At 56.9% G+C, this 26,496-nt stretch carries 25 protein-coding genes; 4 read left to right on the forward strand and 21 right to left on the reverse strand.

Going from position 1 to position 26,496, the window contains the following annotated elements:
* Window positions 1-15: 15 nt before the first annotated feature.
* From glmS to mnmG, 16 genes are all read right to left on the reverse strand, one after another.
* On the reverse strand, window positions 16-1,848 hold the full coding sequence (glmS, locus tag CQ009_RS02060) for a glutamine--fructose-6-phosphate transaminase (isomerizing) (protein ID WP_105704741.1): 1,833 nt from the start codon (window positions 1,846-1,848) through the stop codon (window positions 16-18).
* A 2-nt stretch (window positions 1,849-1,850) separates the two neighbouring features.
* On the reverse strand, window positions 1,851-2,627 hold the full coding sequence (locus CQ009_RS02065; protein ID WP_064389672.1) for a DeoR/GlpR family DNA-binding transcription regulator: 777 nt from the start codon (window positions 2,625-2,627) through the stop codon (window positions 1,851-1,853).
* Between the two features lie 229 nt (window positions 2,628-2,856).
* Window positions 2,857-4,224: a bifunctional UDP-N-acetylglucosamine diphosphorylase/glucosamine-1-phosphate N-acetyltransferase GlmU gene (gene glmU, locus CQ009_RS02070; protein WP_105704742.1), complete on the reverse strand. Its 1,368-nt coding sequence runs from the start codon at window positions 4,222-4,224 to the stop codon at window positions 2,857-2,859.
* 118 nt (window positions 4,225-4,342) lie between these two features.
* On the reverse strand, window positions 4,343-4,768 hold the full coding sequence (locus tag CQ009_RS02075) for a F0F1 ATP synthase subunit epsilon (RefSeq protein WP_007954164.1): 426 nt from the start codon (window positions 4,766-4,768) through the stop codon (window positions 4,343-4,345).
* Window positions 4,769-4,813: 45 nt separating this feature from the next.
* A complete protein-coding gene (gene atpD, locus CQ009_RS02080; RefSeq protein ID WP_016984062.1) occupies window positions 4,814-6,193 on the reverse strand; it encodes a F0F1 ATP synthase subunit beta in 1,380 nt (459 codons plus the stop codon).
* A gap of 27 nt (window positions 6,194-6,220) precedes the next feature.
* Window positions 6,221-7,081: a F0F1 ATP synthase subunit gamma gene (atpG, locus tag CQ009_RS02085; RefSeq protein WP_007911960.1), complete on the reverse strand. Its 861-nt coding sequence runs from the start codon at window positions 7,079-7,081 to the stop codon at window positions 6,221-6,223.
* 50 nt (window positions 7,082-7,131) lie between these two features.
* Window positions 7,132-8,676, reverse strand: a complete 1,545-nt coding sequence (atpA, locus tag CQ009_RS02090; RefSeq protein WP_016984064.1) for a F0F1 ATP synthase subunit alpha — start codon at window positions 8,674-8,676, stop codon at window positions 7,132-7,134.
* 21 nt (window positions 8,677-8,697) lie between these two features.
* Window positions 8,698-9,234, reverse strand: a complete 537-nt coding sequence (locus CQ009_RS02095) for a F0F1 ATP synthase subunit delta (RefSeq protein WP_007911956.1) — start codon at window positions 9,232-9,234, stop codon at window positions 8,698-8,700.
* 12 nt (window positions 9,235-9,246) lie between these two features.
* Complete coding sequence (locus CQ009_RS02100; protein WP_003229781.1) at window positions 9,247-9,717, reverse strand: F0F1 ATP synthase subunit B; 471 nt, start codon at window positions 9,715-9,717, stop codon at window positions 9,247-9,249.
* 58 nt (window positions 9,718-9,775) lie between these two features.
* A complete protein-coding gene (gene atpE / locus CQ009_RS02105; protein ID WP_003097235.1) occupies window positions 9,776-10,033 on the reverse strand; it encodes a F0F1 ATP synthase subunit C in 258 nt (85 codons plus the stop codon).
* 133 nt (window positions 10,034-10,166) lie between these two features.
* The gene (gene atpB, locus CQ009_RS02110) at window positions 10,167-11,036 is read right to left on the reverse strand and encodes a F0F1 ATP synthase subunit A (RefSeq protein ID WP_008084413.1); all 870 of its coding nucleotides are present in this window, start codon (window positions 11,034-11,036) and stop codon (window positions 10,167-10,169) included.
* Between the two features lie 16 nt (window positions 11,037-11,052).
* Window positions 11,053-11,460, reverse strand: a complete 408-nt coding sequence (locus CQ009_RS02115) for a F0F1 ATP synthase subunit I (RefSeq protein ID WP_008084411.1) — start codon at window positions 11,458-11,460, stop codon at window positions 11,053-11,055.
* A 148-nt stretch (window positions 11,461-11,608) separates the two neighbouring features.
* Entirely contained in the window at window positions 11,609-12,481 is an 873-nt protein-coding gene (locus CQ009_RS02120; protein ID WP_034152184.1) for a ParB/RepB/Spo0J family partition protein, read from the reverse strand.
* Window positions 12,482-12,490: 9 nt separating this feature from the next.
* On the reverse strand, window positions 12,491-13,288 hold the full coding sequence (locus CQ009_RS02125) for a ParA family protein (protein WP_064389674.1): 798 nt from the start codon (window positions 13,286-13,288) through the stop codon (window positions 12,491-12,493).
* 18 nt (window positions 13,289-13,306) lie between these two features.
* On the reverse strand, window positions 13,307-13,951 hold the full coding sequence (gene rsmG, locus CQ009_RS02130) for a 16S rRNA (guanine(527)-N(7))-methyltransferase RsmG (RefSeq protein WP_105704743.1): 645 nt from the start codon (window positions 13,949-13,951) through the stop codon (window positions 13,307-13,309).
* Window positions 13,948-15,846, reverse strand: a complete 1,899-nt coding sequence (gene mnmG, locus CQ009_RS02135) for a tRNA uridine-5-carboxymethylaminomethyl(34) synthesis enzyme MnmG (RefSeq protein WP_053125290.1) — start codon at window positions 15,844-15,846, stop codon at window positions 13,948-13,950. The genes rsmG and mnmG overlap by 4 nt, the downstream gene beginning before the upstream one ends.
* Window positions 15,847-16,416: 570 nt before the next feature.
* Here mnmG and CQ009_RS02140 point away from each other — a divergent pair.
* The 3 genes from CQ009_RS02140 (at window position 16,417) to CQ009_RS02150 (ending at window position 20,425) form a co-directional block, all read left to right on the forward strand.
* Window positions 16,417-16,923, forward strand: coding sequence for a sigma-70 family RNA polymerase sigma factor (locus CQ009_RS02140; RefSeq protein ID WP_105704744.1), 507 nt, complete (start codon window positions 16,417-16,419; stop codon window positions 16,921-16,923).
* Window positions 16,923-17,870, forward strand: a complete 948-nt coding sequence (locus CQ009_RS02145; RefSeq protein ID WP_064389676.1) for a FecR domain-containing protein — start codon at window positions 16,923-16,925, stop codon at window positions 17,868-17,870. Before CQ009_RS02140 ends, CQ009_RS02145 begins: the two co-directional genes overlap by 1 nt.
* A 119-nt stretch (window positions 17,871-17,989) precedes the next feature.
* A complete protein-coding gene (locus CQ009_RS02150; protein WP_105704745.1) occupies window positions 17,990-20,425 on the forward strand; it encodes a TonB-dependent siderophore receptor in 2,436 nt (811 codons plus the stop codon).
* 43 nt (window positions 20,426-20,468) lie between these two features.
* Here the strand turns inward: CQ009_RS02150 and mnmE are convergent, their stop codons facing one another.
* From mnmE to rpmH, 5 genes are all read right to left on the reverse strand, one after another.
* Window positions 20,469-21,839 (reverse strand): tRNA uridine-5-carboxymethylaminomethyl(34) synthesis GTPase MnmE, encoded by a 1,371-nt coding sequence (gene mnmE / locus CQ009_RS02155; protein WP_064389678.1) that lies wholly within the window; start codon window positions 21,837-21,839, stop codon window positions 20,469-20,471.
* 79 nt (window positions 21,840-21,918) lie between these two features.
* Complete coding sequence (gene yidC / locus CQ009_RS02160; RefSeq protein WP_064389679.1) at window positions 21,919-23,598, reverse strand: membrane protein insertase YidC; 1,680 nt, start codon at window positions 23,596-23,598, stop codon at window positions 21,919-21,921.
* A gap of 2 nt (window positions 23,599-23,600) precedes the next feature.
* Complete coding sequence (gene yidD, locus CQ009_RS02165) at window positions 23,601-23,846, reverse strand: membrane protein insertion efficiency factor YidD (RefSeq protein ID WP_010465488.1); 246 nt, start codon at window positions 23,844-23,846, stop codon at window positions 23,601-23,603.
* The gene (gene rnpA / locus CQ009_RS02170; protein ID WP_064389783.1) at window positions 23,839-24,240 is read right to left on the reverse strand and encodes a ribonuclease P protein component; all 402 of its coding nucleotides are present in this window, start codon (window positions 24,238-24,240) and stop codon (window positions 23,839-23,841) included. The genes yidD and rnpA overlap by 8 nt, the downstream gene beginning before the upstream one ends.
* 16 nt (window positions 24,241-24,256) lie before the next feature.
* Window positions 24,257-24,391, reverse strand: a complete 135-nt coding sequence (gene rpmH, locus CQ009_RS02175; protein ID WP_003213577.1) for a 50S ribosomal protein L34 — start codon at window positions 24,389-24,391, stop codon at window positions 24,257-24,259.
* A gap of 567 nt (window positions 24,392-24,958) precedes the next feature.
* On the opposite strand from rpmH, the gene dnaA reads away from it, so the two are divergent.
* Entirely contained in the window at window positions 24,959-26,488 is a 1,530-nt protein-coding gene (gene dnaA / locus CQ009_RS02180; RefSeq protein ID WP_105704746.1) for a chromosomal replication initiator protein DnaA, read from the forward strand.
* The last annotated feature ends 8 nt before the right edge of the window (window positions 26,489-26,496 follow it).

Below are 26,496 nucleotides of genomic sequence, written 5' to 3' on the forward strand. Positions count from 1 at the left end.
TCAATTGTGGATAACTTATTCCACCGTCACCGACTTCGCCAGGTTACGCGGCTGATCGACGTCCGTGCCCTTGAGCACAGCCACGTAGTACGACAGCAATTGCAGCGGAATCGTGTAAAGGATTGGCGAGAGGATGTCGTGAATGTGCGGCATCTGCACCACGTGGGTGCCTTCGCCGTTGGTCATCCCGGCTTTCTCGTCAGCAAACACGATCAGTTCGCCGCCACGGGCACGGACTTCCTGCAGGTTGGATTTGAGTTTTTCCAGCAGTTCGTTGTTCGGTGCAACGGTAACCACCGGCATGTCGTTATCCACCAGCGCCAGCGGGCCGTGTTTCAGTTCGCCGGCCGGGTAGGCTTCAGCGTGGATGTAGGAGATTTCCTTGAGTTTCAAGGCGCCTTCCATCGCTACCGGGAATTGCGCACCACGACCGAGGAACAAGGTGTGGTTCTTTTCGGCGAACAGTTCGGCGATTTTTTCCACAGTGCCGTCCATGGCCAGGGCCTCGCCGAGGCGGGTTGGCAGGCGACGCAATTCTTCGACCAGACGCGCTTCAACACCGTCGGCCAGAGTGCCGCGCACTTGGCCCAACGACAGAGTCAGCAGCAACAGACCGACCAGTTGTGTGGTGAACGCTTTGGTCGAGGCCACGCCAATTTCGCGGCCCGCCTGGGTTAACAGGGTCAGGTCCGATTCCCGTACCAGCGAGCTGATGCCGACGTTGCAGATCGCCAGACTGGCGAGGAACCCCAGCTCCTTGGCGTTGCGCAGGGCAGCGAGGGTGTCGGCGGTTTCACCGGACTGCGAAATGGTCACGAACAAGGTGTCCGGCTGCACCACGACTTTGCGGTAGCGGAATTCGCTGGCGACTTCGACCTGGCACGGAATGCCGGCCAGTTCTTCCAGCCAGTAACGGGCAACCATGCCGGCGTGATAACTGGTGCCACAGGCGACGATCTGTACGTTACGGACCTTGGCGAACAGCTCGGCGGCTTGTGGGCCGAAGGCTTGAACCAATACTTGATCGTTGCTCAGGCGACCTTCGAGGGTGCGCTGTACAACCGCCGGTTGCTCGTGGATTTCCTTGAGCATGTAGTGACGGAACTCGCCTTTATCGGCGGCTTCGGCACCGTCGGTGTACTGCACGGTCTGGCGCTCGACGGCTTTGCCATCGACATCCCAGATCTGCACGTTGTCGCGGCGAATTTCGGCGATATCGCCTTCTTCCAGGTACATGAAGCGGTCGGTCACCTGACGCAGGGCCAGTTGGTCGGAAGCGAGGAAGTTCTCGCCCAGACCCAGACCGATGACCAGCGGGCTGCCACTGCGGGCGGCGACCAGACGATCCGGCTGCTTGGCGTTGATCACGGCCAGACCGTAAGCACCGTGCAATTCCTTGACGGTCGCTTTGAGGGCGACGGTCAGATCTGGCTGATCCTTGAGTTTGTGGTTGAGCAGGTGAGCGATGACCTCGGTGTCAGTGTCCGAGGTGAACACATAACCCAGCGTTTTCAGTTGCTCACGCAGGGCTTCGTGGTTCTCGATGATGCCGTTGTGCACCACAGCGATCTCGCCGGAGAAATGCGGATGGGCGTTACGCTCGCAGGGTGCGCCGTGGGTGGCCCAACGGGTGTGGGCAATACCGAGACGACCCACCAGCGGGTGCTCGGCCAACGCGGCTTCGAGCTCGCTGACCTTGCCCGGGCGGCGCATGCGCTCAAGGGTTTCGTCGTTGGTGAAGACCGCGACACCGGCACTGTCGTAGCCGCGATATTCGAGACGCTTGAGGCCTTCGAGCAGGATGGCCGTGATGTTACGTTCTGCAACTGCGCCGACAATTCCACACATGCTTATTTCTCCTGACTGACAGCCGCGCAAATCACGTTGATACCGCGGGCTTGTATCTGATCGCGTGCGTCATCGGGCAGGCGATCATCGGTAATTAGGGTATGGACACTGCTCCATGGCAGCTCCAGGTTGGGAATCTTGCGACCGATCTTGTCGGCCTCGACCATGACGATGACTTCCCGCGCCACGTCAGCCATGACCCGGCTCAAACCGAGCAGCTCATTGAAGGTCGTGGTGCCGCGTACCAGATCGATGCCATCGGCGCCGATGAACAACTGGTCGAAGTCGTAAGAGCGTAGTACTTGCTCGGCGACCTGGCCCTGAAAGGATTCCGAATGTGGATCCCAGGTGCCGCCGGTCATCAACAGCACCGGCTCGTGTTCCAGTTCGCTCAGGGCGTTGGCGACGTGAAGGGAGTTGGTCATCACCACCAAGCCTGGCTGTTGGCCAAGTTCCGGGATCATTGCAGCGGTGGTACTGCCGCTGTCGATGATGATTCGCGCGTGCTCGCGGATGCGTTTCACCGCCGCGCGGGCAATTGCCTGCTTGTACTTGGAAACGCTCTGCGCAGTTTCCGCGACCAGTTCCTGCGGCATGGTGATCGCCCCACCGTAGCGGCGCAGCAGCAGGCCATGGCTTTCAAGCGCAGCAAGATCCTTGCGAATCGTAACTTCGGAGGTTTCGAAGCGCTTGGCCAGTTCATCCACACTGACTTCACCCTGCTCGTTGAGCAAGGCGAGAATGTTGTGACGGCGTTGTGGCGTGTTGCGTTTCGACATGGCGACCTAAGTTTCGATTCGAAAGATAACGGAAGCAATCAAAACCTATCGGCCCAAAATGGTCAAGCGGAAGTCAGACTTTTTTGAATACGACGCAAACAAAAATGTGGGAGCGAGCTTGCTCGCGAAGGCATCGTGTCAGCCAACATCAATGTTGAATGATCTACCGCATTCGCGAGCAAGCTCGCTCCCACATTGAATTTCGTCGCTAAAAGAAACTGTGGATAACTCAGCTCTTCTTGATCTTCTCCGGCCGCTTCCAGCCATCGATATTCTTCTGCCGCGCGCGACCAACCGCGAGTTGGGCGTTATCCACATTCTGCGTAATGGTTGAACCCGCTGCCGTGGTTGCACCGTTGGAGATATCCACAGGAGCGACCAACGAGTTGTTCGAGCCGATGAACACGTCCGCACCCAACACGGTTTTCCACTTGTTGGCGCCATCGTAGTTGCAGGTGATGGTGCCGGCGCCGATGTTGGTGCGTGCACCGATTTCGGCGTCGCCCAAGTAGGTCAAATGACCGGCCTTGGCGCCCTCGCCCATGTGCGCGTTCTTCAACTCGACAAAGTTACCCACATGCGCGCGCGCTTCGAGCACGGTGCCCGGACGCAGACGCGCGAACGGACCGGCATCGCTGCCCTCGCCCAGAACAGCGCCTTCAATATGACTGTTGGCCTTGATCACCACGCCTTTGCGCAGGGTACTGTCCTTGATCACGCAGTTCGGGCCGATCACCACATCGTCTTCGATAACCACCTTGCCTTCGAGGATCACGTTGATGTCGATCAGCACGTCGCGACCGACGGTCACTTCACCACGCACATCGAAGCGCGCCGGATCACGCAGGGTTACGCCTTGTGCCATCAAACGGCGGCCGGCGCGCAACTGGTAATGACGCTCCAGTTCGGATAGCTGCTTGCGATCGTTGGCGCCCTGCACTTCCATCGCATCGTGCGGTTGCTCGGTAGCTACGACCAGACCATCGTTGACTGCCATTTCAATCACGTCAGTCAGGTAGTACTCGCCCTGAGCGTTATTGTTCGACAGGCGGCTCATCCAATCGGCCAGACGATCGGCCGGGACGGCAAGAATGCCGGTGTTGCCTTCGGTGATAGCGCGCTGTGCTTCGCTGGCATCTTTATGCTCAACGATGGCCGTGACCTTGCCATCGGCATCGCGAACAATGCGGCCATAGCCGGTCGGGTCATCCAGCTCAACGGTGAGCAAGCCCATTTTCCCGGGCACCACTTGTTTGAGCAGACGTTGCAGGGTTTCGACTTCGATCAGCGGTACGTCACCGTAAAGGATCAACACGGTGTCGGCGGTAATGAACGGAACAGCCTGAGCGGTGGCGTGACCGGTGCCGAGCTGCTTGTCCTGCAGGACGAAATTCAGGTCATCAGCGGCCAGACGCTCACGCACCACATCGGCACCATGGCCGATGACGACATGAATACGTTGCGGATCCAGTTGGCGGGCGCTGTGGATAACATGACCCAGCATGGAGTCGCCGGCAATCGGGTGCAGCACCTTCGGCAGGGCCGAACGCATACGAGTGCCTTGACCGGCCGCGAGGATAACGATTTCAAGAGACATGACTGGCTACCAATCCTGGGTGGTCAGCAACTGCGACCGGGTTTCGGGAATTCGGAAAAGAAAAAAGGGTAGCCGAGGCTACCCTTTTTTATCAATCGCACAACAAGCGGCTGACGGATTAACCGCCAAACTTCTTGCGGATCTGCTGGACGGTGCGCAGCTGAGCTGCAGCCTCGGCCAGACGTGCGGACGCAGCTCCGTAGTCGAAATCTGCGCTCTTCTCGTGCAGAGCAGCCTCGGCAGCCTTGAGAGCTGCTTGAGCCTGAGCTTCATCCAGGTCGGCGGCACGTTGCACGGTATCGGCAAGCACCTTGACCATGTTCGGCTGAACCTCGAGGAAACCACCGGAGATGTAGAACACCTCGGCTTCCCCGCCTTGCTTGATCAGGCGGATCGGACCTGGCTTCAGATTAGTGATCAGCGGCGCGTGACCCAGAGCGATACCAAGATCACCCAGTGCACCGTGCGCAATCACCATCTCGACCAGGCCGGAAAAGATTTCCCCTTCCGCGCTGACGATATCGCAATGGACTGTCATAGCCATCTGATTGCCTCAACCTAAATGAGCGCCCGTTGCCGGGCGCCGGGATTACAGTTTCTTGGCTTTCTCGATCGCTTCTTCGATGCCGCCAACCATGTAGAACGCTTGTTCTGGCAGGTGGTCGTAGTCACCGTTGAGGATGCCTTTGAAGCCAGCAATGGTGTCTTTCAGGGAAACGTATTTACCCGAAGCACCGGTGAAGACTTCAGCCACGAAGAACGGCTGCGACAAGAAGCGCTGGATCTTACGAGCACGGTTTACCAACTGCTTGTCGGCTTCCGACAGCTCGTCCATACCCAGGATCGCGATGATGTCCTTCAGCTCTTTGTAACGTTGCAGAACGTACTGAACGCCGCGAGCGGTGTCGTAGTGGTCCTGGCCGATTACGTTCGGGTCCAGCTGGCGCGAAGTCGAATCCAGTGGATCTACCGCTGGGTAGATACCCAGGGAAGCGATGTCACGGGACAGAACGACGGTGGCGTCCAAGTGGGCGAAGGTGGTCGCTGGCGACGGGTCGGTCAAGTCATCCGCAGGTACGTATACCGCTTGGATCGAAGTGATCGAACCTTCCTTGGTCGAAGTGATACGTTCTTGCAGAACGCCCATCTCTTCAGCCAGGGTCGGCTGGTAACCTACTGCCGAAGGCATACGGCCCAGCAGTGCGGATACTTCAGTACCGGCCAGGGTGTAACGATAGATGTTGTCGACGAACAGCAGAACGTCGTTACCTTCGTCACGGAACTTCTCGGCCATGGTCAGGCCGGTCAGTGCTACGCGCAGACGGTTACCCGGCGGCTCGTTCATCTGACCGTAAACCAGTGCCACTTTGTCCAGAACGTTGGAATCCTTCATCTCGTGGTAGAAGTCGTTACCCTCACGAGTACGCTCACCCACACCGGCGAACACGGAATAACCGCTGTGCTCGATGGCGATGTTACGGATCAGTTCCATCATGTTTACGGTTTTGCCTACACCGGCACCACCGAACAGACCGACTTTACCGCCTTTGGCAAACGGGCAAACCAGGTCGATAACCTTGATGCCGGTTTCCAGCAGGTCGTTGCCGCCTGCCTGTTCAGCGAACGAAGGCGCTGGACGGTGAATGCCCCAACGCTCTTCGGTGTCGATCGGGCCAGCTTCGTCGATCGGGTTACCGAGGACGTCCATGATCCGGCCCAGGGTCGCTTTACCGACCGGTACGGAGATGGCTGCGCCAGAGTCGGTAACTTCCAGACCGCGCTTCAAGCCCTCGGTGGAACCCATCGCAATGGTACGAACCACGCCGTCGCCCAGCTGCTGCTGAACTTCCAGAGTGGTGCCGGCATCGCTTTTGACTTTCAAAGCGTTGTAGATGCTCGGTACGCTGTCGCGTGGAAATTCCACGTCGATAACGGCGCCGATGATTTGAACGATACGTCCGCTACTCATAGCTGGATCCTCTGAATATTTGAACCGTTAAACCGCGGCAGCGCCGCCGACGATTTCCGAGATCTCTTGGGTGATCGCAGCCTGACGCGCCTTGTTGTAGATCAGCTGCAAATCGCTGATCAAATCACCGGCGTTGTCGGTAGCGTTCTTCATCGCGATCATCCGCGCAGCTTGTTCAGCCGCGTTGTTCTCGACCACCGCCTGGTAGACCTGCGACTCAACGTAGCGGACCATCAAGCCGTCAAGCAGCTCTTTGGCATCCGGTTCGTAGAGATAGTCCCAGTGGTGCTTGAGATCCTGATCCGGGGTGGCCACCAGTGGAATCAATTGCTCCACGGTAGGCTGTTGCGTCATGGTGTTGATGAACTTGTTGGACACCACGGACAGGCGGTCAATACGGCCGTCCAGGTAGGCATCCAGCATCACCTTGACGCTGCCGATCAAGTCATTGATCGACGGCTCTTCACCCAGGTGGCTGATAGCTGCAACGACGTTACCGCCGAAGTTGCGGAAAAAGGCCGCACCCTTGCTACCCACGACACACAGATCAATCTCGACGCCGTTTTCGCGGTTTACCGCCATGTCCTTGACCAGGGCCTTGAACAGGTTGGTATTCAAGCCGCCGCACAGACCACGGTCACTGCTCACCACAACATAACCAACGCGCTTGATTTCGCGATCGATCATGAACGGGTGGCGGTATTCCGGGTTGGCGTTGGCCAGATGCCCAATAACCTGGCGGATACGCTCCGCATAAGGACGGCTAGCAGCCATGCGCATTTGTGCCTTGCGCATTTTGCTGACCGCCACTTTTTCCATGGCGCTGGTAATCTTTTGCGTGCTTTTGATGCTCGCAATCTTACTGCGAATCTCTTTTGCGCCTGCCATGTAACACCTATCAGGTTAGCAAGCGGGAGCCTCGCGGCTCCCGCTGCGGCTTACCAGGTTTGGGTGGCCTTGAACTTCTCGATACCGGCTTTCATGCCAGCGTCGATTTCGTCATTGAAGTCACCTTTAACGTTGATCTTGGCCATCAAATCGGCGTGATCGCGGTTGAAGAAAGCAATCAGCGCTTGTTCGAAGCTGCCGATCTTGGCGATTTCAATGTCAGTCAGGAACCCACGCTCAGCGGCATACAGCGACAGCGCCATGTCAGCGATCGACATTGGTGCGTATTGCTTCTGCTTCATCAGCTCGGTAACGCGCTGACCATGCTCAAGTTGCTTACGGGTCGCTTCGTCCAGGTCAGAAGCGAACTGGGCGAATGCCGCCAGTTCACGGTACTGAGCCAGAGCGGTACGGATACCACCGGACAGCTTCTTGATGATCTTGGTCTGAGCGGCACCACCCACACGGGATACCGAAACACCGGCGTTCACTGCAGGGCGGATGCCCGAGTTGAACATGGCCGATTCCAGGAAGATCTGACCGTCGGTGATCGAAATCACGTTGGTCGGAACGAACGCGGAAACGTCGCCAGCCTGGGTTTCGATGATCGGCAGTGCGGTCAGGGAACCGGTTTTGCCGGTCACTGCGCCGTTGGTGAACTTCTCTACGTATTCTTCCGAAACGCGGGATGCGCGCTCCAGCAGACGGGAGTGGAGATAGAACACGTCGCCTGGGTAAGCTTCACGGCCTGGTGGACGGCGCAGCAGCAGGGAAATCTGGCGGTAAGCCACTGCTTGCTTGGACAGATCGTCATAAACGATCAGCGCGTCTTCACCGCGGTCGCGGAAGAATTCACCCATGGTGCAACCGGAGTACGGTGCCAGGAATTGCAGCGCAGGAGATTCCGAAGCACTGGCAGCCACGATGATCGTGTTGGCCAGGGCGCCGTTTTCTTCCAGCTTGCGAACCACGTTGGCGATGGTCGATTGCTTCTGACCAATAGCTACGTAGACGCAGAAAATGCCGCTGTCTTTCTGGTTGATGATCGCGTCGATCGCCAGAGCGGTTTTACCGATCTGACGGTCACCGATGATCAGCTCACGCTGGCCACGGCCGACAGGGATCATGGCATCGACAGCCTTGTAGCCAGTCTGTACAGGCTGGTCTACCGACTTACGCCAGATCACGCCCGGAGCAACTTTCTCGACCGCGTCGGTCTCGGTGTTGCCCAGTGGACCTTTGCCGTCAACAGGGTTACCCAGTGCGTCGACTACGCGACCCAGCAGTTCCTTACCAACCGGAACTTCGAGGATGCGGCCGGTGCACTTGGCGCTCATGCCTTCAGCCAGAGACTGGTAAGCGCCCAGTACAACGGCACCTACGGAGTCTTGCTCCAGGTTGAGGGCCATACCGTAGACGCCGCCCGGAAACTCGATCATCTCGCCGTACATAACGTCGGCCAGACCGTGAATCCGCACGATGCCGTCAGATACGCTGACGACAGTGCCTTCGTTACGGGCTTGGGAGGTCACATCGAGCTTGTCGATGCGGCCCTTGATAATTTCACTTATTTCGGAAGGATTGAGTTGCTGCATTGCTCTGCTGCCCCTTCAAACTCAAGATTTCAATGCTTCGGCAAGTTTCGCGATTTTGCCGCGAATCGAGCCATCGATAACCAGGTCGCCGGCGCGGATGACGACACCACCTATAAGGGCAGCATCCTCCGCAACTTGCAGGCGCACTTCCCGGTTGAGTCGTGCACTGAGAACCTTGGCGAGTTTGTCTTGCTGTTCTTGGTTCAATGCAAAAGCACTGGTCACTTCAACGTCTACCGACTTCTCTTGTTCGGCCTTGTACAGGTCGAAAAGAGCGGCAATCTCCGGCAGAAGCGGGAGACGGTCGTTTTCGGCAACGACATTGATGAAGTTCTGTGCCTTGGCATCAAACTTGTCGCCGCACACGTCAATAAACGTGGCGGCCTTTTCTGCGCTCGTCAGTCGCGGGGCCTTGAGCACGCGCTGCATGGTGTCATCTTGTGACACCGCTGCAGCCAGGCCGAGCATGGCTGACCAATTGGCCAGTTGCTGGTGGGCCTGAGCGTGCTCGAAGGCCGCCTTAGCGTAAGGTCGGGCCAACGTGGTCAGTTCTGCCATGATCGCCCTCGCTTAGATTTCAGCAGCCAGTTGGTTAACCAGCTCTGCGTGCGCGTTTTGATCGATTGTGGCACCCAGGATCTTCTCGGCGCCGCCGACAGCCAGCAAGCCCACTTGGGCACGCAGCTTGTCTTTGACACTGTTCAGTTCCTGTTCGATCTCGGCTTGAGCCTGAACCTTCACACGGTCAGCGTCGACACGGGCCTTTTCAACGGCCTCTTCGACAATCTGGTTACCGCGTTTCTTGGCTTGCTCGATGATTTCAGCTGCCTGAGCTTTCGCTTCGCGCAGTTGCTGACCCGCTTTTTCTTGGGCCAACTCCAGGTCGCGAGCTGCACGGCTGGCAGCGTCCAGACCATCAGCGATCTTCTTTTGACGTTCGTGCAGAGCAGCGATGACCGGAGGCCATACATACTTCATGCAGAACAGTACAAAAATCAGGAACGCAACGGACTGGCCAATCAGGGTCGCATTAATGTTCACGCCAACACCTCGCAGTTACGTTGTCCATCACACCAAATTACCCGGAATATCCGAGTAATTAGCCAGCGATCTGACCAACGAACGGGTTCGCGAAGGTGAAGAACAGCGCGATACCAACACCGATCATGGTTACGGCGTCGAGCAGACCGGCAACGATGAACATTTTAACTTGCAGCATTGGAACCATTTCTGGCTGACGCGCTGCGCCTTCCAGGAACTTGCCGCCCAGCAGGCCGAAACCAATTGCGGTACCCAGTGCGCCCAGGCCGATCAACAGTGCAACAGCGATAGCGGTTAGACCAACTACAGTTTCCATCTTTCCTCCCGACTTTTACGTCGTATGGTTTAGGTTTTTTAGATTAAAGCGGTAAAACAAATCGTTTCAGGTGCCCTGTGAAGAGCCCCTTCCCGTTTGACCGGGAAGGACATCAGACTAGTCGAGACTGGCCTTAATGGTTTTCTTCGTGCGCCATCGACAGGTAGACGATGGTCAGCATCATGAAGATGAACGCCTGCAGCGTGATGATCAGGATGTGGAACACAGCCCACGCCCACTGCAGAACAACGCCCAGGCCGCTCAGCCAGAGCAGACCGCTGCCGAACATCACAGCGATCAGAATGAACACCAGCTCACCGGCATACATGTTGCCGAACAGACGCAGAGCCAGAGAGATCGGCTTGGCGATCAGGGTCACGAATTCCAGCAGGAAGTTCACCGGGATCAGCAGGGCTTGAACGAAGATGTTCTTGCTGCCGAACGGGTGCAGGGTCAGTTCGCCGATGAAGCCGCCGATGCCCTTGACCTTGATGCTGTAGAAAATGATCAGTGCGAAAACCGACAACGCCATGCCCAAGGTCGCGTTCGGGTCGGTGGTCGACACGGCGCGGAACGGGATGTGGTGATCACCGGTGATCAGGATGGCCAGCTGAGGAATCCAGTCGACCGGGATCAGGTCGACGGCGTTCATCAGGAACACCCAGACGAAGATGGTCAGTGCCAGCGGTGCAATCACCGGGCTACGGCCATGGAAGCTGTCTTTCACGCTGCCATCGACGAATTCGACCAATACTTCAACGAAGTTCTGCAAAGCACCCGGCTGACCCGAAGTCGCTTTCTTTGCCGCCATGCGGAAAAGAAAAACGAAGATCAGACCCAACGCGACCGACCAGCCGAGAGTATCGACGTGGAAAGCCCAGAAGCCCATTTCCTTGGCTTCTGCTGCGGTGTGGGCAAAGCCCCAGCCGCCGTTAGGTAGCTGACCGAAGGTCAGGTTCTGCAAGTGGTGCTGGATATAGCCCGAAGCGGTTGTTTCTGCCATGGTTGCCTCAAACGCCCTAAGGTCTCGAAAGTCTTGTTCTCATCAGCAGGGGAGCGAACCAGCTGACCGACTGAGTCAGCACGAACACGCCGAATACAGCTATCGGCGCCAGTGGCTTCACACCTGCAAACACCAGTGCAAAGAGCACTGCCGTCAAAATCAGTTTGCCTGCCTCGCCGGCATAAAATGACCGGACGATGGACTGGGCTGCTCGGGCGCCGGAAAACCGAAATGCCTTGTGAGCGAAATAAACATTGGGCAGCAAGGCTATCAGGCCTCCGCAAAGTCCCGAGTATCCGGCAACGACTCCGTGCCATTGCCAGAGCGCCAAAGCGGCAATAAGCAAAATGACAAATTGAGCCATTAACACCGGAAAAACCGCCAGGCGATGGAACGGCAGGCGGTTTGGCTTGCGGGTTTCCATCACTATTGCTCTCCAATGGTCGGCTGCCAGAATTCAATAACTTGGCATAATTTGTGCCGACAAAATGCGCGCAGAGTATAGGGGCGGTTCTGCCCCTATTCAACTGTCAGGTAGTGATTTCCGACTGCGCGCTACATGAGGAAATGTTTCAGCGGATGTGTGCGAGCACACCTTGAAGCTCATCGAGAGAGTTGTAACCGATCACCAACTGACCCTTTCCCTTCTTGCCGTGGCGAATCTGCACCGCAGAGCCTAGGCGCTCGGCCAGACGCTGTTCGAGACGGGCGATATCCGGGTCGGGTTTGGTCGCTTCCACAGGCTCCGGTTTGCCACTCAACCATTGACGAACCAGTGCCTCAGTTTGGCGCACGGTAAGGCCGCGTGCGACAACATGTCGCGCCCCTTCCACCTGCTGATTGTCCGGCAGACCGAGCAAAGCACGGGCATGACCCATTTCCAGGTCACCGTGGGACAGCATGGTCTTGATGACTTCCGGCAGTGCAATAAGCCGCAACAGGTTAGCCACAGTGACGCGGGACTTACCCACAGCCTCGGCGACCTGCTGCTGAGTCAGCTGAAATTCCTGCTGCAAACGCTGCAGGGCCACCGCTTCCTCGATCGGGTTGAGATCTTCACGCTGGATGTTCTCGATCAGCGCGATGGCGATCGCGGTTTCATCCGGGACATCACGAACCATGGCAGGGATGGTTTCCTGCCCGGCTTGCTGGCTCGCGCGCCAGCGGCGCTCACCGGCGATGATTTCAAAGCGGCCACCGCCAATCGGGCGTACCACGATCGGCTGCATTACGCCTTGAGCCTTGATCGACGCTGCCAGTTCTTCCAGCGCCTGCGGATCCATGTCCCGGCGCGGTTGATATTTGCCACGCTGCAGCAGGTCCAGTGGCAAGTGCTGCAATTCACGGGTGTCAGCTTGCGCCGCTTGTTCTTCCAGCGCGCTGACGGTCGGACCACTCAGCAGTGCATCCAGTCCACGTCCGAGACCTCGTTTCTTGACGGCCATGGGGATTCCTTAATTTGCCTGAGCGGCGGCGATGCGTGAGTTTTTGCGCTGACGACGAACCATCTCGCCGGCCAGGGCCAGATAAGCCAGGGCGCCACGCGATTGCTTGTCGTAGGCCAGCGCCGGCATGCCATAGCTCGGCGCTTCAGCCAGACGGATGTTGCGCGGGATCACCGTGTCGTAGAGCTGCTCGCCAAAGTGTTCCTTGAGCTGCGCCGAAACGTCGTTCATCAGGCTCAGACGCGGGTCGTACATCGTCCGCAACAGACCTTCGACTTTCAGGTTAGGGTTCAGCAATTCCGCGATGCGCTTGATGTTATCCACAAGATCACTCAAGCCTTCGAGCGCAAAGTACTCGCACTGCATGGGGATGATTACCCCATCGGCGGCGACCAGTGCGTTCAGCGTGAGCATCGACAGCGACGGCGGGCAGTCGATCAGAATGTAATCGTAATTTTCACGTATCGGCGCCAGCGCGCTGCGCAGACGGCTTTCCTTCATCTGCATTTCCAGCAGCACTACTTCCGCAGCCGTCAGGTCGCGGTTGGCCGGCAGCAGTTGGTAACCGCCGTGCTCGGAATAGTGCATGGCCTGGGCCAGATCGCATTCGCCGATCAGCAGGTCGTAGACCGAGTTTTCCAGGCCGTGTTTATCCACACCGCTACCCATGGTGGCGTTGCCCTGTGGATCGAGATCGATCAACAGCACCCGGCGCTTGGTCGCGACCAGGGATGCTGCGAGGTTGATGCAGGTGGTGGTCTTGCCCACACCACCCTTTTGGTTCGCTATCGCGAATACCTTAGCCATTCTTGCTTGTGTTCCCAATCATGCCGTGCGGCGCAGTATCAGCAGATGGCGTTGGCCTTGGCAACCGGGTACGGCCAGGGCGTGTTCGCTATCGAGTTTGAAGTCTGCCGGCAATGCTACCAGCTCATCGGCCGGATGAACGCCCTTCATTGCCAGCCAGCGTGTATCGGCGTCGCCTAAGTGGCGAGTCCAGTTGGTGAAGTTTTCCATGCTGCTGAACGCCCGGGAAATGATCCCGTTGAACGGCTGCGCAGGCTGGAAGGCTTCGACACGACTGTGGATAACTTGCAGGTTATCCAGTTTGAGTTCGAGTTTGACCTGGGTGAGGAAGCGGGTTTTCTTGCCGTTGCTGTCCAGACAGGTCACTTGCGAATCCGGATACAGGATCGCCAACGGGATCCCGGGCATGCCGCCGCCGCTGCCGACGTCGAGCCAGCGACCGTTTTCGATGAACGACATCACGCTGAGACTATCGAGCAAGTGCCGCGACACCATTTCGTCCGGATCGCGCACGGCTGTCAGGTTGTAGGCCTGGTTCCATTTGATCAACAGGGCCAGATAACCCAGCAGCAAATCGTGCTGGGTTTCAGTGAGATTGACACCGAGCTCGCGGGCTCCTGTGGATAACTCTTCGGCGTGTTGCGAAGTGACCTTAGAACTCAAGCGCTTTGCTCCAACTGACGGCCCGCGCCGCGTTTTTTCAAATGAATCATCAACAGCGAAATCGCTGCCGGGGTCACACCCGGGATCCGCGAAGCCTGGCCTAGCGTCTCTGGTCGAGTCGCGCCGAGCTTGCTCTGGATCTCCTTGGAGAGACCGGAAATGTTGGTGTAATCGATATCCACAGGCAATTTCGTGTCTTCACTGGCGCGCAGACGGGCGATTTCGTCCTGTTGACGGTCGATGTAACCGGCGTATTTGGTCTTGATTTCAACCTGCTCGGCGACCTGTGGATCTTCGGCGCCGTTGCCGGTCACTTCGACCAGACCAGCGTAGTCGATTTCCGGACGGCTCAAGAGGTTGAGCAAGTTGTATTCGTGGGTCAGCGGTGTGCCGAATTTCTCGGCAATCGCATCGCCCTGCTGCGTGTTCGGGCGAACCCAAGTGCTTTTCAGGCGCTGCTCTTCGAGTTCGATGCTTTCGCGTTTCTTGCAGAAGGCCGCCCAGCGCGCGTCATCGACCAGACCGAGCTCGCGACCTTTTTCGGTCAAACGCAGGTCGGCGTTGTCCTCGCGCAGGATCAGGCGGTATTCGGCACGGGACGTGAACATGCGGTACGGCTCTTGGGTACCGAGGGTGATCAGGTCGTCGACCAATACACCGATGTACGCTTCATCGCGACGCGGGCACCAGGCTTCTTTGCCCTTGGCACGCAGTGCCGCGTTCGCACCAGCGAGCAAACCTTGGGCGCCGGCTTCTTCGTAACCGGTGGTGCCGTTGATTTGTCCGGCAAAGAACAGACCGCCGATGACTTTGGTCTCGAGGCTGTACTTCAAATCTCGCGGATCGAAGTAGTCGTACTCGATCGCATAACCCGGACGCACGATGTGCGCGTTTTCCATGCCACGGATCGATTGCACGATCTGCAATTGCACGTCGAACGGCAAGCTTGTGGATATCCCGTTCGGATACAGCTCATGGGTGGTCAAACCTTCCGGCTCGATGAACACCTGATGGCTTTCCTTGTCGGCAAAGCGATGGATCTTGTCTTCGATCGACGGGCAATAACGCGGGCCGATGCCTTCGATTTCACCGGCAGCGGAATACATCGGCGAACGATCGAGGTTCGCGGCAATGATTTCGTGGGTGCGGGCGTTGGTGTGAGTAATCCAGCAACTGACCTGGCGTGGATGCTGTTCTTTGTTGCCCATGAACGACATCACCGGGATCGGCGTATCGCCTGGTTGCTCGGTCATCACCGAGAAATCCACAGACTTGCCGTCGATACGTGGTGGTGTACCGGTTTTCAGGCGACCGACACGCAGTGGCATTTCACGCAGACGGTGAGCCAGGGCGATTGACGGCGGATCACCGGCACGGCCGCCGGAAAAATTCTGCAAACCGATGTGGATAAGTCCACCGAGGAACGTACCGGTGGTCAACACCACGGAATCGGCGAAGAACCGCAGACCCATTTGCGTGACAACACCACGGACTTGTTCCTGCTCGACGATCAGGTCGTCAGCAGCCTGTTGAAATATCCACAGGTTGGGCTGGTTTTCCAGAATTTCGCGGACAGCAGCTTTGTACAGAATCCGGTCAGCTTGCGCACGGGTCGCCCGTACCGCTGGGCCTTTGCGGCTATTCAACACGCGAAACTGGATGCCGCCCTTATCGGTAGCCATGGCCATCGCGCCGCCGAGGGCGTCGATTTCCTTGACCAGATGGCTTTTGCCAATGCCACCGATGGCCGGGTTGCAACTCATGGCACCGAGGGTTTCCACGTTATGCGTCAGCAACAGGGTTTTTGCCCCCATACGTGCTGAGGCCAGTGCTGCCTCGGTACCGGCATGACCGCCGCCGATGACGATCACTTCAAAACGGGAAGGGAAATCCACCACGCACCTCGTGCCTGCTTAAGTAGGTAATTCAGGAATAGTTTGAGATCAGGTTTTCGGACCTGGTCGACAAGTATAGGGACTTCGCCCTTCCTAAAGAACCCTTTGCACAAAATTTAACCAGCTGTGGAGAACTCGAGGTTAAAAGAATAAAAAAGAGAGAAATTTATAAAACCTTTGTTTTTATGTTTATTTCTACTGAACCACCTTTCTGTGGATAGATCTCTACAGCCCTTTATATTCAATATGTACAGAGATTCAAAACCCTGTGTTCATGTGCCAATGAGGTCCTTGGATAACTGGTTTAAGCCTGTGGATGAAAGGGGTGGTTATCCACAGAGGGGTTTATATCCAGTTTTCAGGCCCTGTTATCAACTGCCCTTAGTGGCAGTTATTCACAGGGCTTAATCCACAGAAAATCGATAAAACGGCGTTTTCCATACGCAAAAAAATCGCCAACGAGGGTTCGCCGACGACAAAGAAGCCGATGGAGGGAAGTGCGAGGGCTATTGTGAGAGAACGTAACAGAGGCTAATAATAGGCATTATCATTAACTCACCTATTTTCCCCATGTCCCTAACCGCCCACACTGCTGCGATCGAGCAAATCTACGAGCAACACCATTCGTGGCTATACGGTTGGCTCAAGGGAAAATTGCATGACGCCTGCGATGCCGCCGACGTCGCGCATGACACGTTTGTGCGGATTCTGGCGGCGCGCAATGCTGCACAAATACGCGAGCCACGGGATTATCTAGCGACCATTGCACGCGGTCTGGTCATTGATCGTTATAGAAGACACGCCATCGAAGTCGCCTATTTGCAGACTCTGGCGGCTCGACCGGAAGCCACCGCCATCAGCGAGGAAGACAAGGCGCTGATCATCGAAACCCTGGTTGCTGTGGATAAAGCCTTGGCCGGGCTCGGTGCCAGGACCCAACACATCTTCATGCTGTCGCAGATAGATGGCCTGACTTATCAACAGATTGCCCTGCAGTTAAAGGTTTCGCTGACGACAGTGAAGAAGCACATGATCCGCGCCCTGACGGAATGTGCCCTGATCATGGCGCAACGTTGATGGCCATCGCCCCCAATCGCCAGATATTCGAAGCAGCCGCCAGTTGGTACGTGCAGTTTCAGGCAGATCCGCCGACGCTCGCCGAACAGAAGGCCTGGCAGCTGTGGATAGATAGCGACCCGGCGCATCTGGCGGCGTGGAACCAGATGGAACAATTGCAGCGCCACCTCGGCACGCTGCCACAGGATCTGAAACGTCGCGCGCTGAATAACGGCCAGCAACGCCGCCAGGTGCTGAAGTTATTGCTGCTTGCGGCGGGCACGGGGTTCGTGGGCTGGAATGTTCAGCAACACACTTCCTTGGGGAACGTCTGGGCCGACTATAAAACCGGCGTTGGCCAGCGTCGCAATATCACATTGGCGGATGGCAGCCAGATTCAACTCAACACCGACACTGCCATTGATGTGTCTTTCGACCCGGCGCAGCGGCTGATTCGCCTGCGCTCCGGCGAGATCCTCATTCAAACCGGCAAGCTTGGCGATCAACGGCCCTTTTTCGTCGAAACCCGGGATGGCCGGATTCAAGCGCTGGGCACGCGTTTCTCCGTTCACCTGTTATCTGGCTCAACTCGTGTTGGAGTGCTGGGAGATCGGGTCAGTGTTCAGCCCGGTGATACTTCAACGACCGCAAAAATCCTGCAGGCAGGCGAAGGCGCGGATTTTGATCGTCAGCACATAGGGCTCATTCACCCCTTCAAATCCTCCGAAGTGGCGTGGATCAACGGCCAACTGATCGTTCTCGATGCACGCTTGGGCGATGTTATCGAAGAATTGGGCCGTTATCGCAGCGGCGTTTTGCATTGCGACGCGCGTGCCCGGGAGTTGCGGGTATCCGGGACATTCCGCCTCAATTCAACCGACGCAGTCCTGGCGAATCTTCAGGCGTCACTACCGATCAACGTGCGCTATTTCACTCGTTACTGGGTCTCGATCAGCCACAACGTTTGAACGGAATTTCACCTGGGGAAAATAAATCGACAACAGGGTTATCTTTTTTTGCCCTGACCCGGCCCTACAGGTAATCGCGATAAACGCGGCTCTTTGCCACCTTCAGGGCTTATCCACACATGCGTCTTCCCACGTTTCGTCAGCGTTTTTCCTACCACTGCATTGCCTATAGCTTACTGATGACCAGTGCTGCTTCCTGCCTGGTACTGAGCCAAAGCGCCTTCGCTGCGACAACAGCCCAGCGTTACGCCATTGCTGCCGGTCCGCTGGACAATGCGCTGAGCCAGTTCGCCTCCGCCGCCAACGTGATTCTGTCGTTCTCGCCGCAACAGACCAGCCGCTTGCGCAGCGCCGGGCTCAACGGCAATTTCACTGTCGATCAGGGATTCGCTCTACTGCTGCAGGGCTCGGGTTTGCAAGCCGTACCGCAGGCACCGGACAGCTATATTCTGCAGGCGCTACCGAATGGCGACTCACTGGAACTGGCCCCGACCAACATCAACGGGCAGTTGGCCAACCCGATGAACCTCGATTACGCCGCCGATATCGGCTACAAGGCGCAGAACAGTCGGATCGGTACGAAAACCAGTACGCCGTTGTCGGAAACGCCGCGCTCAGTGTCAGTCGTCACCGCCCAACGCATGAAGGATCAGAAATCTCAGACGCTCACCGAAGTGCTCGGCTACGTGCCGGGAATCTTCGCGCCACCCTTTGCCGCCGGCGACAGCCTGGCCGGGGATCTGTTCTACATTCGCGGTTTCAACGCCACCGATTACGGCTACGGTCTATTGCGCGATGGACTACGCGTACAGGGCAACCGCTATGACACCAGCACCGAGCCTTACGGACTGGAGCGCGTCGAGATCTTCCGTGGCCCGTCTTCTCTGCTGTATGGGGAAAACGCTCCGGGTGGTCTGGTCAATCTGGTGAGCAAACGTCCGACTGCCGCCCCCCAAGGCGAAGTGCAATTGGGTTATGGCTCGAACAACCGCCGGCAGATCGGCGTCGATGTCTCCGGTCCACTCAATGACAGCGGCAACGTTCTCGGGCGGGTGGTGATGCTTGGGCGCAAGTCGGACACCCAGACCGATCATGTCCCGGACGACCGGATCTACATCGCGCCATCCCTGACCCTGAATTTCGATGATTTCAACACGCTGACTCTGCTGGCCAACTACCAGAAGGATCACACCAACATGGAACTTGGCCTACCCGCCGCCGGGACGTTGCTGACAAACCCCAACGGCAAATTATCCAAAGGCACCATGCTCGGCGATCCGGACTGGAACACTTTCGAACGGGAAACCTGGAGCACCGGTTACGAATTCAGCCACTCGTTCAACGACGATTGGCAGTTCCGTCAGAACTCGCGCTACATGCAGTCGCGCATTACCCGTCACGAAACCTGGCCTGGCAACCTCAACAACGCCGGGTTTGGCACACGCCTGAACATGACTGCGTACGATCGCTTCAACAAGTCGATGGTGTATTCGCTGGATAACCAACTGGAAGGCAAATTCCAGGTCGGTGGTCTGGAAAACACCGTGTTGTTCGGCGCCAGCTACGACCGCACGTCGTTCAACCAGGACTGGAATGCCGGCATCGTCGGGCCGATCGATGTGTATAACCCGGTTTACCTGCGTGATCCGACCACGCCGATTGCGGTGCAAAACACCTTGCTCGAGCAACAGATGAAAGGCGTTTATGCACAGATCCAGAGCAAGTATGACCACTGGCTGTTCCTGCTGGGTGGCCGTCAGGACTGGGTCGACAGCGATTTCCGCGACAAGGTCGCCCAGTCGAGCAATATCAGTTCCGAGGACAAGAAGTTCACCTATCAGGGTGGGGTGATGTATCAGTTCGACAATGGCATGACGCCGTATGTCAGCTATTCCACTTCGTTCGTCCCGGTGCAGCAGATTTCCAACGCCGGCGCGCCGCTCGACCCGATCACCAGCAGCCAATACGAAGTCGGCCTGAAGTACGAACCGATCGGCTGGGACAGCGCATTCACTGCATCGGTGTATGACCTGCGTAAAAAAGACGACACCTACTTTGACGCCAGCACCTCGAGCTACCGCCAAGTGGGCGAAAGCCGTTCCAAAGGCGTGGAACTTGAGCTCAACAGCAATCTGACCCAAAACCTCAATGTCACTGCGGCTTACACCTACACCGACGCGCGAATCACCAAGGATGCCGCCACCTCGTTGGTCAAAGGCCATCAAATGACCGGCGTACCCCGTAATCAGGCATCGGTCTGGGCGAAATACCGCTTTCTCAATAGCGACTTGAAAGGCCTGTACGTGGGTGGCGGAGTGCGTTACTTCGACAGTGCCTTCGCTTACACCTCACCGTCTCTCTACGGCAGGCTCGATGCCGGCGATGTCACGTTGGTGGATGCGGCGATTGGTTATCAGATCGACACGCATTGGAGCGTCGACTTGAACGCGAGGAACCTGTTCGATAAGGAATATGTGTCGGGATGCAACGATGCTGGCCGTTGCTATTGGGGTGAAGACCGCACCCTGCTCGGTACGGTCTCGTACAACTGGTAAACGAAATAGGGGCTGTGGATAAATTGTCCACAGCCCCCTTTTTTCATTTGCCGATACAGAAACTGGAAAAGATCCTTCCCAGCAGATCATCAGAGCTGAAGGCTCCGGTGATTTCCCCTAGAGAATGCTGGGCCTGACGCAAATCTTCGGCAAGCAATTCACCGGCACCCGCCAATGTCAGTTGGGCGCGACCGTGTTCCAGCGCGGCGCTGGCGTGACGTAGAGCCTCCAGATGGCGCCGGCGTGCACTGAAGCTGCTTTCCGAGGTTTGCTCATAACCCATGCAAGCCTTGAGATGGTCGCGCAGCAAGTCCAGTCCTTCACCGGCCGATTTTGCGCTCAAACTGATCGTCACGTGGCCGTCTTCGCTGGTTTCCAAGGTGATCTTTTCCCCGGTCAGATCGGCTTTGTTGCGGATCAGAGTGACTTTCGCAGGGTCCGGTCGGGTTTCGAGGAATTCCGGCCACAGGGCAAACGGATCCAGCGCTTCCGGCGCAGTGGCGTCGACCACCAGCAACACCCGATCAGCTTCGCCAATGGCTTTCAAAGCGCGCTCGACACCGATCTTTTCCACATGATCATCGGTATCCCGCAGCCCCGCCGTATCGACAACGTGCAGCGGCATGCCGTCGATGTGGATATGTTCGCGCAGGATATCCCGCGTGGTGCCGGCAATCTCGGTCACGATGGCCGCTTCCCGTCCAGCCAACGCATTCAACAAGCTCGACTTGCCAGCATTCGGCCTACCGGCAATCACCACGGTCATGCCATCGCGCAACAACGCGCCCTGCCCGGCTTCGCGCAGCACTGTGGATAATTCATCGCGGACTTTGTCGAGCATGTTCAGCACGTGGCCATCGGCGAGGAAGTCGATTTCTTCTTCCGGGAAATCGATGGCGGCTTCAACGTAGATGCGCAGCCCGATCAGTTGTTCGGTCAAGTTATGCACACGCTGGGAAAACGCACCCTGCAAGGAACGCAGGGCATTGCGCGCCGCCTGTGCAGAACTGGCCTCGATCAAATCGGCAATTGCCTCTGCCTGGGCCAAGTCGAGTTTGTCGTTAAGGAAGGCACGCTCACTGAATTCACCCGGACGGGCCAAACGGCAACCCAACTCCAGGCAGCGCTTGAGCAACATATCCAGAACGATCGGGCCGCCGTGGCCCTGCAACTCCAGCACATCTTCGCCGGTGAACGAGTTTGGCCCCGGGAAATACAGTGCCAGGCCTTCGTCCAGCACTTGCTGGTCGTCACTGAAAAACGGACCGTAATGGGCGTAACGCGGTTTCAATTCGCGGCCGCTGATGGCTTTCGCCGCCACGCTGGCCAGCGGCCCGGAAATACGGACGATGCCGACACCACCGCGACCTTGAGCGGTGGCGACAGCGGCGATGGTTTCACGAGGTACGCTCATTAACCGGAATCCAGACAAAAATGACAGATAGCAAAACGCCCCACTAGGGGGCGTTTTGAGTGGTTATCCACAGTGTAAATCAAGCGGCTGCTTTGGTAGCCCGTTCGATCTTACGCGTGATGTACCACTGTTGGGTGATGGACAGGCAGTTGTTCACAACCCAGTACAGCACCAGACCAGCCGGGAACCACAGGAAGAAGAAGGTGAAGATGATTGGCATCATTTTCATGACCTTCGCCTGCATCGGATCCGGAGGAGTCGGGTTCAGCTGCTGCTGGATAAACATGGTTGCGCCCATGATGATCGGCAGAATGAAGAACGGATCCTTGATCGACAGGTCCGTGATCCACAGCATGAACGGCGCCTGGCGCATTTCCACGCTTTCCAGCAGAACCCAGTACAGCGAAAGGAAAACCGGCATCTGCACGAGGATTGGCAAGCAACCACCCAGCGGATTGATCTTCTCTTTCTTGTACAGCTCCATCATGGCTTGCGACATTTTCTGCCGGTCATCGCCATGTTGCTCTTTCAGAGCAGCCAGTTTCGGCGCAACGGCACGCATGCGCGCCATCGATTTGTAGCTGGCGGCCGACAGAGGGAAGAAAAGACCCTTGATCAGCATGGTCAGGAAGATGATCGACCAGCCCCAGTTACCGACAATGGCGTGGATGTGTTGCAGCAGCCAGAAGATTGGCTGGGCAATGAACCACAGAATGCCGTAGTCGACGGTCAGTTCCAGACCTGGGGACAACTCTTTCAGCACAGCCTGGCTTTTCGGACCGGCGTACAGCACAGCGCTGGTTTCAACTTTGGCACCCGGTGCAGCGGTCAATGTAGGACCGGTGTAACCGATGATGTAGTTGCCTTTGCTGTCTTTACGGGTCTGGACGATGTTGTTTTCGCCCTTGGCCGGAATCCACGCGGTCACGAAGTAGTGTTGCAGCCAGGCTACCCAACCACCGGTGACGGTTTCTTTCAGTTGTGCCTTGTCCATGTCCTTCATGGACACTTTTTTGTACGGCTCCGAACTTGTCCACAGGGCGGCGCCCAGGTAAGTCGCGGTGCCAGTAGCAGTAGTGGACGAAGGATCAGCGCTGTTATCACGCTTCAACTGAGCAAACATTGCGCCGTTCCAGGGCTGAGCGCTCTGGTTATCCACAATGTAGGAAACGGCTACGTCATACAGGCCGCGTTTCAGGGTGAAACGCTTGATGTAATTGACGCCGTCCTTGCTGAACTTCAGGTCTACGACCAATTGGTCCTGACCGTCAGCCAGTTGATAAGTCTTCTTCTCCGAGGAGTAGACCGGGCGACCGGCCGGATTTGCGTCCGGGCCATTGGTGCCGATCAGACCGCTTTGGGCCAGATAAACACGTTCGCCGCCGTTATCGAACAGCTGGAACGGAACATCAGGACGATCCTGACGACGTGGATACAAAGGCAAAGTCAGTTGAGCAACATCGCCACCTTGTGGATCGATCGCGAGATCGAGCACGTCGGTTTTGATCTGGATCAGATCCTTGCTGGCGGCTACCGGCGTTTCGGCTGGTGCGCTGGTATCGCTAGCGGCGCGCGGAATATCGTCACTGGCGGCAGCATTATTGCCAGTGGCGGTGTCCGGCAAACCGGATGTAGTCGTACTGGAAGCAACATTCTGAGTCGGCAAGGCAGCCTGACCGTAGTCCTGGTTCCATTTAAGGACCATAACGTAGGCCACGATTGCCAGGGCGACGATCAGGATCGTGCGTTTGATATCCATGATTACTCGGCCATCGAAGAAGAACGGGAGGTAGGGATAGGTGGAACCGGGTCATAACCACCGGGATTCCACGGATGACAGCGACCTAAACGACGAAAGGTCAGCCAGCCACCGCGCAGAAGGCCATGATTTTCGATGGCTTCATACGCGTAGCAGGAACAACTGGGGTAGAAACGACAGTGGCTGGCCATCAAAGGACTAATGGCATAGCGATAAAACTGGATCGGAACGAGGGCCAGTTTACGCATCGGTACTGTCTACCCCTACAGTTTCGGTTTTGACTTCTGGAACTGGCTTGCTGCGTGCCAGACGCTTCCAGAGCTTGCCGAAATGCTGAATCAATTCGGGGTTTTCTACATCGCCCAGACCTTTGCGCGCGACGATAACGATATCCCAGCCGACCAGTGATTCCTGGTGCAGACGGAACGATTCGCGCATCAAACGTTTGAGGCGATTGCGCTCAACGGAGAGCTTTACGCTCTTTTTCCCGATAACCAGCCCGAGACGGGGGTGATCAAGATCGTTGTTGCGTGCAAGGAGCAGGAGATTTTTCCCCGGAACCTTGCCGGTAGGGGAGTCAAAGACTGCCTTGAAATGCCGGGGGGTAAGCAGACGCTTTTCCCGACTGAAGTCCTGACTCACCTCCAGTACCGGATTATCAAACTGCCAGACGCGCACGACCTTTGGCGCGGCGACGCGACAGGACTGCACGGCCGTTCTTGGTAGCCATGCGAGCACGGAAACCGTGAGTACGGGCGCGTTTGATAGTGCTTGGTTGGAAAGTACGTTTCATTGTCGTGTTACCTGGTTCGTCCACAACGGGCCGGAATGGCCCCCGTTTTAAGAGACCGGGGATTCTAGAGAAAGCAAGCCTTCAGGTCAATTTCCAACCAGCGTTTCCTTATAAATAGATCTCGAGGTGTTCTTTGCCTGATCACCAGCTCGCCATACATAAAAATAAAGAAGGGAATTATTTAAAGCTTTTCTGTAAAGCTTATAAAAGCTAGGCACGCCTTCTTCTGTGGATAAGTGACACCAGGCCATGTTTTACCTGATGTACAGAGAATGACAACTACAGTGGAAAACCGTGTTCAGCCTGTGCTGCGCCATCGGATAACCTGTGCGTGGAATGGGCTGTTATCCACAGGCGAGTTATCCACCGAGTTCAACCCCCAGTTGTCCAGTGCCCTTAGAGGCGGTTATCCACAGAGCTTATTCACACACCGTTGGTCGCTTTGTTAACGGTTTACGCATTGATAAATCATGGTCACCGGGCAACCTGCATGTGGATAAGTGGACGGCTCGCCGCTACAATGGCCGCTTGTTTTTGCCTCACCGGCTTTCAACTTAGGGGATATCCGTGTCAGTGGAACTTTGGCAGCAATGCGTGGAGCTTTTGCGCGAGGAGCTGCCTGCCCAACAATTCAACACCTGGATCCGTCCACTACAGGTCGAAGCCGAAGGCGACGAGTTGCGCGTCTACGCACCGAACCGTTTTGTGCTGGACTGGGTCAACGAAAAGTACCTCGGTCGCGTCCTTGAACTGCTGGATGAGCATGGCAACGGCATGGCGCCTGCGCTTTCCTTGTTAATAGGCAGCAAACGCAGTTCCGCTCCGCGTGCCGCACCGAACGCGCCGCTTGCAGCCGCGCAGGTTTCCCAGCAGGCCCAGGCAAATGCCACGCCTGTGAATACGCCGGCACCCACGCAGACGCCAGCGCCGGCAGCCAAGCGTTCGACGCAGAAAAGCCCTGAAGTCAGCGATGAACCGTCTCGCGACAGTTTCGATCCGATGTCCGGTGCCGCTTCGCAGCAAGCCCCGGTCCGCGCCGAACAGCGCACCGTGCAGGTCGAAGGTGCGCTCAAGCACACCAGTTACCTGAACCGCACCTTCACTTTCGAAAACTTCGTCGAAGGTAAGTCCAACCAGCTCGCCCGAGCGGCGGCCTGGCAAGTGGCGGATAACCCGAAGCACGGCTACAACCCACTGTTCCTTTATGGTGGCGTTGGCCTGGGTAAAACTCACTTGATGCACGCGGTGGGTAACCATCTATTAAAGAAGAACCCGAATGCCAAGGTCGTGTACCTGCATTCCGAGCGTTTCGTGGCCGACATGGTCAAGGCGCTGCAGCTGAACGCGATCAACGAGTTCAAGCGTTTCTACCGTTCGGTGGATGCTTTGCTGATCGACGACATTCAGTTCTTCGCCCGTAAAGAACGTTCGCAGGAAGAGTTTTTCCACACCTTCAACGCCCTGCTTGAAGGTGGCCAGCAGGTCATTCTGACCAGTGACCGCTATCCGAAAGAAATCGAAGGCCTTGAAGAGCGCCTCAAATCCCGCTTCGGCTGGGGCCTGACGGTAGCCGTCGAGCCGCCGGAACTGGAAACCCGAGTCGCGATCTTGATGAAGAAGGCCGACCAGGCCAAAGTCGACTTGCCGCACGACGCCGCGTTCTTCATTGCCCAGCGTATTCGCTCCAACGTCCGTGAGTTGGAAGGCGCGCTGAAACGCGTGATCGCCCACTCGCACTTCATGGGCCGCGACATCACCATCGAGTTGATTCGCGAATCCCTGAAAGACCTGTTGGCGTTGCAGGATAAATTGGTCTCTGTGGATAACATTCAGCGCACTGTCGCCGAGTACTACAAGATCAAGATTTCCGACTTGTTGTCCAAGCGCCGTTCGCGCTCGGTCGCTCGTCCGCGTCAGGTAGCCATGGCGTTGTCCAAGGAACTGACCAACCACAGCCTGCCGGAAATCGGCGATGTGTTTGGCGGCCGCGATCACACCACCGTGTTGCACGCCTGCCGCAAGATCAACGAACTTAAGGAATCCGACGCGGACATCCGCGAGGACTACAAGAACCTGCTGCGTACACTGACCACTTGATGAACACC

Source organism: Pseudomonas sp. MYb2, from assembly GCF_002979955.1.
GTDB lineage: Bacteria > Pseudomonadota > Gammaproteobacteria > Pseudomonadales > Pseudomonadaceae > Aquipseudomonas.